The following is an 8,834-nucleotide window of genomic DNA, read 5'->3' on the forward strand; positions in this document are numbered from 1 at the left end:
TTGTGAGGTTTGTGAGGTTTGTGAGGTTTGTGAGGTTTGTGAGGTTTGTGAGGTTTGTGAGGTTTGTGAGGTTTGTACGGTTTGTACGGTTTGTGAGGTTTGTACGGTTTGTACGGTTTGTGAGGTTTGTACGGTTTGTACGGTTTGTACGGTTTGTGAGGTTTGTGAGGTTTGTGAGGTTTGTACGGTTTGTGAGGTTTGTACGGTTTGTGAGGTTTGTGAGGTTTGTACGGTTTGTACGGTTTGTACGGTTTGTGCTCTGTGCTCTGTGGTTTGTGGTTTGTGGTTTGTACTTTATTTGGCTTGTATGATTTATGGAATTTTATTTCTTATATAAAAACTCAATAAAAATTGGAATAAATTTTGAATAAACTATAAACTTGTAACCCCTATTTTCTATATTATATGCACCAATATTTTTTTGAAAACCTCACTGTATGGCAGAATGCCAGAAACACAACCAAAGCTATTTATATACTCACTAAGAAATTTCCTATTGAAGAAAAATATGGTTTAGTTTCACAACTTAGACGAGCAATGTTAAGTGTAATGGCAAATATAGCTGAAGGAATGGCAAGAGCAACAAATAAAGACAAAGCACGTATGATAAATATTTCATACTCTTCCGCTATTGAAGTAATTAACTTTCTCATTTTAAGTTTAGATCTGGAATTTATATCTGTTGAAGAATACACTAATCTCCGCAAAAAATTAGAACATATTACGAATCAACTAATCAGTTTACGTCAAAAATTAAAAAACTAATTCATCTATTAGGCTAACTTACAACGAGCAAAGAACAAACCACACAAACCACACAAACCGAGCAAAGAAACAAACCGAGCAAAGAAACAAACCGAGCAAACCAAACAAACCGAGCAAACCAAACAAACCGAGCAAACCAAACAAACCGAGCAAACAGCACAAAAAAAAGACCCTCTTTAAAAAGAAGGTCTCATTTTTATTGTATATATTCTATTAAAAAGAACTCACTACTTAGTCGAAATTGGTTTAAACTTTGTCAAGTTAATTCCTTCTACAGAAGCTTTATATTCTTCCATTGTAGGAACTCTACCTAAGATAGCTGAAAGAACAACTACTGGTGTAGAAGCTAGTAAAGATTCTCCTTTTTTGCGTTCTGAATCTTCTACCACACGTCCTTGAAATAAACGAGTTGATGTAGCCATTACGGTATCACCTTTTGCTGCTTTCTCTTGGTTCCCCATACATAAGTTACAACCAGGACGCTCTAAATACATGATGTTTTCATATTCAGTACGTGCATTATTTTTAGGTAAAAGATCACTGAATTCGAAACCAGAATATTTTTGTAAGTATTCCCAATCTCCCTCTGCTTTTAGCTCATCAATAATGTTATATGTTGGAGCTGCAACAACTAGAGGTGCATTGAATTTCACTGAACCTGTTTGTTTTTCGATGTTTTTCAACATTTGAGAAACGATTTTCAAGTCGTCTTTGTGAACCATACATGAACCTACGAATCCTAAGTCTACTTTTTTATCACCTCCATAGAAAGAAAGCTCTCTAATCGTATCGTGTGTATAGCGTTTAGAAACGTCTTCGTTGTTTACATCTGGATCGGCAATCATTGGTTCTTCGATGATATCAAGATCAACGACAACCTCAGCATAGTATTTAGCATTTGCATCTGGCATTAAAGCAGGTTTGTCGCCTGTTCTAATCTCTTCAATACGCTTATTTGCTTTGTTGATTAAACCTTGTAATACTTGGTTTTTATTGTCCATTCCTTTATCGATCATGATTTGGATACGGCTCTTCGCGATTTCCAATGATTCAATTAAGGTATCATCTTGAGAGATACAGATAGACGCTTTTGCTTTCATTTCGGCTGTCCAGTCTGTGAATGTAAACGCTTGATCCGCTAATAAAGTACCGATATGAACTTCGATAATTCTACCTTGGAAAACGTTTTCACCACCAAACTGTTGTAACATTTGCGCTTGAGTAGCGTGTACAACATCACGGAAGTCCATGTGTTCTTTCATGTTTCCTTTGAACGTCACTTTTACTGACTCTGGAATTGGCATTGAAGCCTCTCCTGTTGCTAAAGCTAAAGCTACAGTTCCTGAATCCGCTCCAAAAGCAACCCCTTTAGACATTCTTGTATGTGAGTCACCTCCGATGATGATTGCCCATTCGTCTACCGTAATATCGTTCAATACTTTGTGGATAACGTCCGTCATTGAATGATACTCCCCTTTCGGGTCACGTGCAGTAATTAAACCGAAATCGTTCATGAATTTCATCAATTTCGGGATGTTAGCTTGCGCTTTTTTATCCCAAACTGATGCTGTGTGACATCCCGATTGGTAAGCACCGTCAACGATAGGAGAAATAACAGTTGCTGCCATTGCCTCTAACTCTTGAGCCGTCATTAAACCCGTTGTATCTTGTGATCCTACAATATTCACTTCTACGCGAACATCAGAACCTGCGTGTAATACTTTTCCTTTCGTTACACCAACTGCATTTCTATTGAAGATTTTCTCTACAGCTGTTAATCCTTGTCCTTCAACCGAAATTTCTTTAGAAGGAGCAAAAACTACAGGAGCCTCTGTTCCCAATAATTTTGCAGCAAATGTTTGGATTTTTTTACCAAATACGATAGCATAAGAACCACCTGCTTTGATAAATTCCATTTTTTGTGGTGTTAGCGCTTTCGAAATATCGATTAGCTCTTGGTCACCATTGTATAATTTTTTTGTTTTTGTATTAATAGTCAATACAGTACCCGTAGCTACTGAGTAAACTTCTTCTAATACTGGTTCTCCTTTGTCATTGCGAACTACTTCCCCATTAGCATCTGTTTTTTTCACCCAGTTTTTAAGGTCAATACCGATACCTCCAGTTACGTCCACTGTTGTTAAGAAAATTGGAGAAATTCCATTTGTACCCGCAACAATTGGAGCAATATTCACGAATGGAACATAAGGGCTCGCTTGTTTACCTGTCCAAAGTGCTACGTTATTCACCCCTGACATTCTTGAAGAACCAACACCCATCGTTCCTTTTTCAGCAATTAACATCACTTTTTTACCTGGATGTAATTCTTGTAAGGCTTTAATTTGTTGTTGTGCTTCAGTACTGATCATACACAATCCGTGTAATTCGCGGTCAGCACGAGAGTGCGCTTGGTTTCCTGGCGATAATAAATCCGTAGAGATGTCTCCTTCACCAGCGATGAATGTTACGACTTCAATTTTTTCATCTACTTCTGGAAGTTTTGTAAAGAACTCCGCTTTCGCATAACTTTCCACGATGTCTTTTGCTACAGCATTTCCGTTTAAGAACGCTTCTTTCAAACGGTCTGTATCTGCTTCGTACAAGTACACTTGTGTTTTCAATACTTTAGCTGCTTCTTGTGCAATAGCAACATCATTACCTAAAGCTAAATCTAATAACACTTCGATAGAAGGTCCACCCTTCATGTGCGATAACAATTCAAAAGCAAAAGTAGGCGTGATTTCGCTCACTACAACTTCACCTAAGATGATTTCTTTTAAAAATTTAGCTTTAACGCCTGCTGCACTAGTCGTACCAGGTAAAACGTTATAAATAAAAAGTTTAAGAGATTCAGCGCGGTGCTCGTTCTCTGCATCCGTTACCTGTGCTATAATTTCACTTAATAGCTCAGCTCCATCAATTGGCTTAGGGTTAAGTCCTTGATTTTTTCTTTCTTCAATCTCGTTGATGTAATCGGTATAAAAGCTCATAATTCAGATCTATTACTTACAGGTTAATGAAAATCGAAGATCTCCTCTCCCCCATAACTGATTATTTTGTATTCGTTAATTTTTCACTTGTACTTCTTCTCTCACAAGGTTGTTGATTTATTTTTACACAAGAGAAGCCGCCTTCTTTTGCCTCTTTTACCAAACGCGTAATCCAAATTCTATGTGATTGTACAAGAACTTTTATCACTTGTTTGTAAGGGTAAAAAGTAAACCTTCAGCCTATTGCTCAAAAAGAGATTTTGACTTGTATTTATTTTTTGTCGTCGCAAATTTAATCAATCTAATTAATTTTCAAAAGTTTTTAATATTTCCCTCAAATCCAAAAATTATTATTTATAAACATTCTACTTTGATGAATAAACAACAATACTTTTAGCGTTTGTGATTAATAAATCTGAAATTAATTATTATTTACCCTATAAAAGTAAGAAATTTCAATTTTTCATTCTCATTTAATAAAAAAACGACATTTTAGTCTATTGCTAAAATGTCGTTTTCAATCGTTTAGATTATTATTTTCTTAGTTTTTAAGCCAATTATTATGGAATTTGCAGTCTCTATATTCCCCTTGAATGTTAATATAGGCGTCATTTATCTTCTTCGCGACCCATTTTTGTAACTCTTCCTCTTGTTTTTTGTTCAATGCCATGTTTTTCACCTTCGTATAATCCTCGACAAAATCAATTTTATGAGAAGGAATTCGCTTGTTAATTGTTACAATACGGTAACTTTTTTGATCTCTATAATCTGTTTTCAAAGACACTGGAGAAACTTCATTTTCCTTCAGCGAGTTCACTAAGAAGTAAAGATCTCTATCTTCCATCTTATTCAGATCAAAACGAGTATCCATTGTCATTGGGTCTCTCAATACCCCACCATTTTGTTTGGTTTCTTTATCATCTGAGGAAGCCGCTGCAGCATCAGAGAATGAAATTTCTTTATTGACAATTTTTTCGCGAATACTCTCTGCTTTTTTTCTCGCCTCTTCTAGCGCTTGTTCTGTTGGCTTGGGAACCAATAGAATATGGCGTACATCAAGATGTTGTCCTCTAATTTTCTCTAGGTAGATGATGTGATATCCAAATTCAGTTTCGAAAGGAGCTGAAATCTCTCCCTCTGCTAAACTAAAGGCCACTTCTTTAAACTCTTTGGCAAAAGGAGCTTTCTTCGTGATGGAATAAAATCCTCCATTTGCTGCAGATCCTTTATCATCGGTAAACAATACGGCTTTACTAAAAAAGCTAGCACCATTATCTAACACATCACTGCGCATTTCGTTTAAGCGATCGATCACCTTTTGCTTTTGTTCTTTTGAAATTTCTGGTTTAACTACAATCTCAGCAATTTCAATTTCGTCTCCTATTGTCGGTCTCTCATCTTCGGGGATTGACCTGAAGAATTGTCTTACCTCTTCAGGCGTAATAGACACCTTCTCGACAATATGTCTTTGCATAGCTTGCGTTAGCTTATTTTGCTTTACGATATCGTAGAAGTAATCTCTAAATTCTTCTTCTGTTTTTTTGTTGTAAAATCCTAAAATACGATCAATCCCACCTACTTCTTCAACCATTCGATTGATTTGTTCATTCATAAAGCTCGTTACTTCAGAATCACTTACTTCAATACTATCCTGAACCGCTTGGTGGGCATATAATTTATCTTCCAATAAACGCTCAAATAAATCACATTTTGACAAGTTATCAATAGGAATGCGTTGTGCCTTCAATTCCAACAGGGTTTTATCAATCTCTGATTCCAAGATTACATAATCACCAACTACACCAACTACACCATCAATCTTTCTTTTTCCCGCTGGGTTTTGTGCTTGCACACCGCCAATCATCACACAGGATAATCCCAGTGCAAACATCACCTTCTTACTGATAAATTTCATAACTTTTATCTTTTTTTGCATCTTTTAAAATATCTTCTTCTATCTGTTTTAACAATTCCATTTTTCGATTATTTAAAACCATCAATCGCAAAGAGGGTTCTAAATAAGAATAAGGGACAACATCTCCTTTTTTCAATACTTGATTGATACGCACAAAGTACGTACTATTTTCATCCTTAACCTCGAAATAGGTGTTATTTTTTAAATATTGCTCTCTATTTTCGGTATTAATAAAAGGTAACTTCTCATAAATCTGAGATACATTAACCCAAAGTGAGTCATTTAATACATACGACTTCATCTGTAGCGACAACTGATCTAACACCTCATATTTGACGTTTTTTCCAGTATTAAAACCACTTTTTATTTTATTGAAATGGGTATTGTTATTGAGGATGTTTACATAGGATAATTTCACTAACATATCATCTACTCTAAACCCTCCTTTTATTTGATCGTAGTACGCCTTCAAATCACTTGCACGAACAACGGTATCAACGGATTGTTGGACCAGTTTTTCAAGATAGCCTTTAATTAATAGTTCTGATTTAAAATTAGCGACTAATTCGTCTATTTCTTTTTTCTTATCGTCAGAGAGATTAAATGCAGCGGCGTCCATCAACAATTGTTTGGTTGCCCATTTGTTGATAAACAGCTCTACCATAGCGGTACTGTCTTTTACTGTACTCTGCGGTGGAACAAGATTCTGGAGAGAGGAACGCTCTAAATACTTGTTATCTACTCGAGCAACATAATTATCTCCATCTAATTTTTTCTGGTTATCACAACTCGTATAGCCCAAAAGCACGGCCAATAAAACAACACTGTATTTGATGTACTTTACTTTGATATCCTTCATTACCATACGTCCATTTGATTTTACTTGCCAACAAAAATAATATTTATAAGCTGCAAACGAGATTATTTTTAAAAAAACAGATAAAATACGCTTAAATAAACAAGTTTAAAAACGTAATTAACAATATTACTAATACCTCATTTATTTACCTTAAGGATTAACATTCTATTTAGTTTTTTCTCCAATCTGATGGGGGATTTTTATGCTCTACTTTCCTTATAACTTTTTACAAAACCCCCTAGCTCCGAGTGAATCTCCTTGCTTAACGAAGGATTGCCATTCATTATTATTATTTTCAGCAAATAATGAGTATTTTTGCAACCTAATTTTTTTAGAGATGAGTTTTTTAACAGAAATAGAACGCAGAAGAACATTTGGTGTAATTGCTCACCCCGATGCCGGTAAGACTACCTTAACCGAGAAATTACTACTTTTTGGAGGAGCAATTCAAGAAGCAGGTGCAGTTAAAAATAATAAGATTAAAAAAGGAGCTACTTCGGATTTTATGGAGATTGAGCGCCAAAGGGGAATCTCAGTTGCTACATCTGTATTGGCTTTCAACTATAAAGACAAGAAAATCAACATCCTGGACACACCTGGTCACAAGGATTTCGCGGAAGATACTTTTCGTACTTTAACAGCAGTAGATAGTGTTATTGTTGTAATTGACGTGGCAAAAGGGGTTGAGGAACAAACGGAAAAATTGGTAGAAGTGTGTCGTATGCGCAACATTCCCATGATCGTATTCATCAACAAATTAGACCGTGAAGGTAGAGATGCTTTTGACTTAATGGATGAAGTCGAACAAAAACTTCAATTGAAAGTAACACCGCTAAGCTACCCTATTGGAATGGGGTATGATTTTAAGGGAATCTACAATATTTGGGAAAATAACATCAACTTATTTACAGATGACAGTAGAAAAAACATCGATGATGTGATTAAGATTTCTGATCTAGCATCAGAAGAGTTAGATCAGTTAATTGGCGCTAACCCTGCTAGTAAATTAAGAGAAGAATTGGAGATCATCCACGAGATCTATCCCGATTTTGATCGTGAGGCATACATCAAAGGGCAATTACAACCTGTATTTTTTGGTTCTGCTTTGAACAATTTTGGTGTAAGAGAGTTATTGGATTGCTTTATTCAAATTGCTCCATCACCAAGAGCGAAAGAATCAGATACAAGAGTGGTTGAACCAACAGAAAAAGGATTTAGTGGGTTTGTATTTAAAATTCACGCCAATATGGATCCGAAACACAGAGACCGTTTGGCCTTTATCAAGATTGTTTCGGGTACGTTTGAACGAAATACACCTTATTTACACGTACGTCAAAATAAAAAATTGAAATTCTCTAGTCCAAATGCCTTCTTTGCAGAGAAAAAAGAGATTGTTGATATTTCTTATGCTGGAGATATTGTCGGCTTACACGATACAGGAAACTTCAAAATTGGAGATACGTTAACCGAAGGAGAAATTATGAGTTTCAAAGGAATTCCTAGTTTCTCACCAGAGCACTTTAGATACATCAACAATGCAGATCCAATGAAATCAAAACAGTTGGAAAAAGGAATTGACCAGTTGATGGATGAAGGTGTTGCACAGCTATTTACCTTAGAGATGAATGGTCGTAAAGTAATTGGAACTGTAGGTGCTTTACAGTACGAAGTAATTCAGTACCGTTTAGAACACGAATATGGTGCTAAATGTACCTATGAAAACTTCCCTGCTTATAAAGCGTGTTGGGTTAGACCAGAAGATCCAAAGAACGAGGAGTTCAAAGAATTCAAACGCATCAAACAAAAATTCTTAGCCTTTGATAAATCAGGTCAATTGGTTTTCTTAGCAGATAGCGAGTTCTCCATCCAAATGACACAGAGTAAATTCCCAACCGTAAAATTAGGTTTCACGTCAGAAGAGATTAATAAATAATTAGGTATATAGATACACAAGTATTGTTCAGATAAGAAGAGGGAGTCCTAAAAAGGTTTCCCTCTTTCTTTTGTCATCTATTTTAGCTTGATTTCTTATCTACAAACCAGCGCTCCTTCTTCGCTATACGACTGAATTGGTCTACCGATATAATCACTGAGGATGCTATAGTGCTTACCATCGACAATTTTGCCACAAGGTACATAGCTATTGGCTTCGTATATCCAGGTCACCAGATGATCTATCGGCTCTGCTTGAGCATACCCTAGCTGACCATCGGCTTTTACCTCTAATGCAGGGCGCTCACGCAGCGGATAATGCCACTCATGCAACAGCACATCCCCATCCCAAATATAGCGATAAATCGTTTGG

At 36.1% G+C, this 8,834-nt stretch carries 6 protein-coding genes and 1 pseudogene; 3 read left to right on the top strand and 4 right to left on the bottom strand.

The annotated features are described in order from the left end of the window. Both ACPDG9_RS15530 and ACPDG9_RS15535 read left to right on the top strand, forming a co-directional pair. On the top strand, window positions 1-337 hold a 337-nt coding region (locus tag ACPDG9_RS15530), incomplete at its 5' end, for a hypothetical protein (RefSeq protein WP_430528618.1). Between the two features lie 68 nt (window positions 338-405). Beyond that, window positions 406-765 (top strand): four helix bundle protein, encoded by a 360-nt coding sequence (locus ACPDG9_RS15535; protein WP_430528619.1) that lies wholly within the window; start codon window positions 406-408, stop codon window positions 763-765. Between the two features lie 227 nt (window positions 766-992). On the opposite strand, the gene ACPDG9_RS15540 is transcribed toward ACPDG9_RS15535, so the two are convergent. The 3 genes from ACPDG9_RS15540 to ACPDG9_RS15550 form a co-directional block, all read right to left on the bottom strand. Then, window positions 993-3,755 carry a bifunctional aconitate hydratase 2/2-methylisocitrate dehydratase gene (locus tag ACPDG9_RS15540; protein ID WP_430528620.1) on the bottom strand — a complete coding sequence of 921 codons (2,763 nt, stop codon included), beginning with the start codon at window positions 3,753-3,755 and terminating at the stop codon, window positions 993-995. Window positions 3,756-4,296: 541 nt separating this feature from the next. Beyond that, window positions 4,297-5,670: a peptidylprolyl isomerase gene (locus ACPDG9_RS15545; RefSeq protein WP_430528621.1), complete on the bottom strand. Its 1,374-nt coding sequence runs from the start codon at window positions 5,668-5,670 to the stop codon at window positions 4,297-4,299. Beyond that, on the bottom strand, window positions 5,654-6,529 hold the full coding sequence (locus tag ACPDG9_RS15550) for a hypothetical protein (RefSeq protein ID WP_430528622.1): 876 nt from the start codon (window positions 6,527-6,529) through the stop codon (window positions 5,654-5,656). Before ACPDG9_RS15550 ends, ACPDG9_RS15545 begins: the two co-directional genes overlap by 17 nt. Before the next feature lie 337 nt (window positions 6,530-6,866). On the opposite strand from ACPDG9_RS15550, the gene ACPDG9_RS15555 reads away from it, so the two are divergent. Beyond that, complete coding sequence (locus ACPDG9_RS15555) at window positions 6,867-8,462, top strand: peptide chain release factor 3 (protein WP_430528623.1); 1,596 nt, start codon at window positions 6,867-6,869, stop codon at window positions 8,460-8,462. A 95-nt stretch (window positions 8,463-8,557) separates the two neighbouring features. Here ACPDG9_RS15555 and ACPDG9_RS15560 read toward each other — a convergent pair. Next, a pseudogene (locus ACPDG9_RS15560) lies at window positions 8,558-8,834 on the bottom strand (RHS repeat domain-containing protein); the annotation flags it as partial.

This window comes from Myroides sp. C6-3, from assembly GCF_050522425.1.
GTDB lineage: Bacteria > Bacteroidota > Bacteroidia > Flavobacteriales > Flavobacteriaceae > Flavobacterium.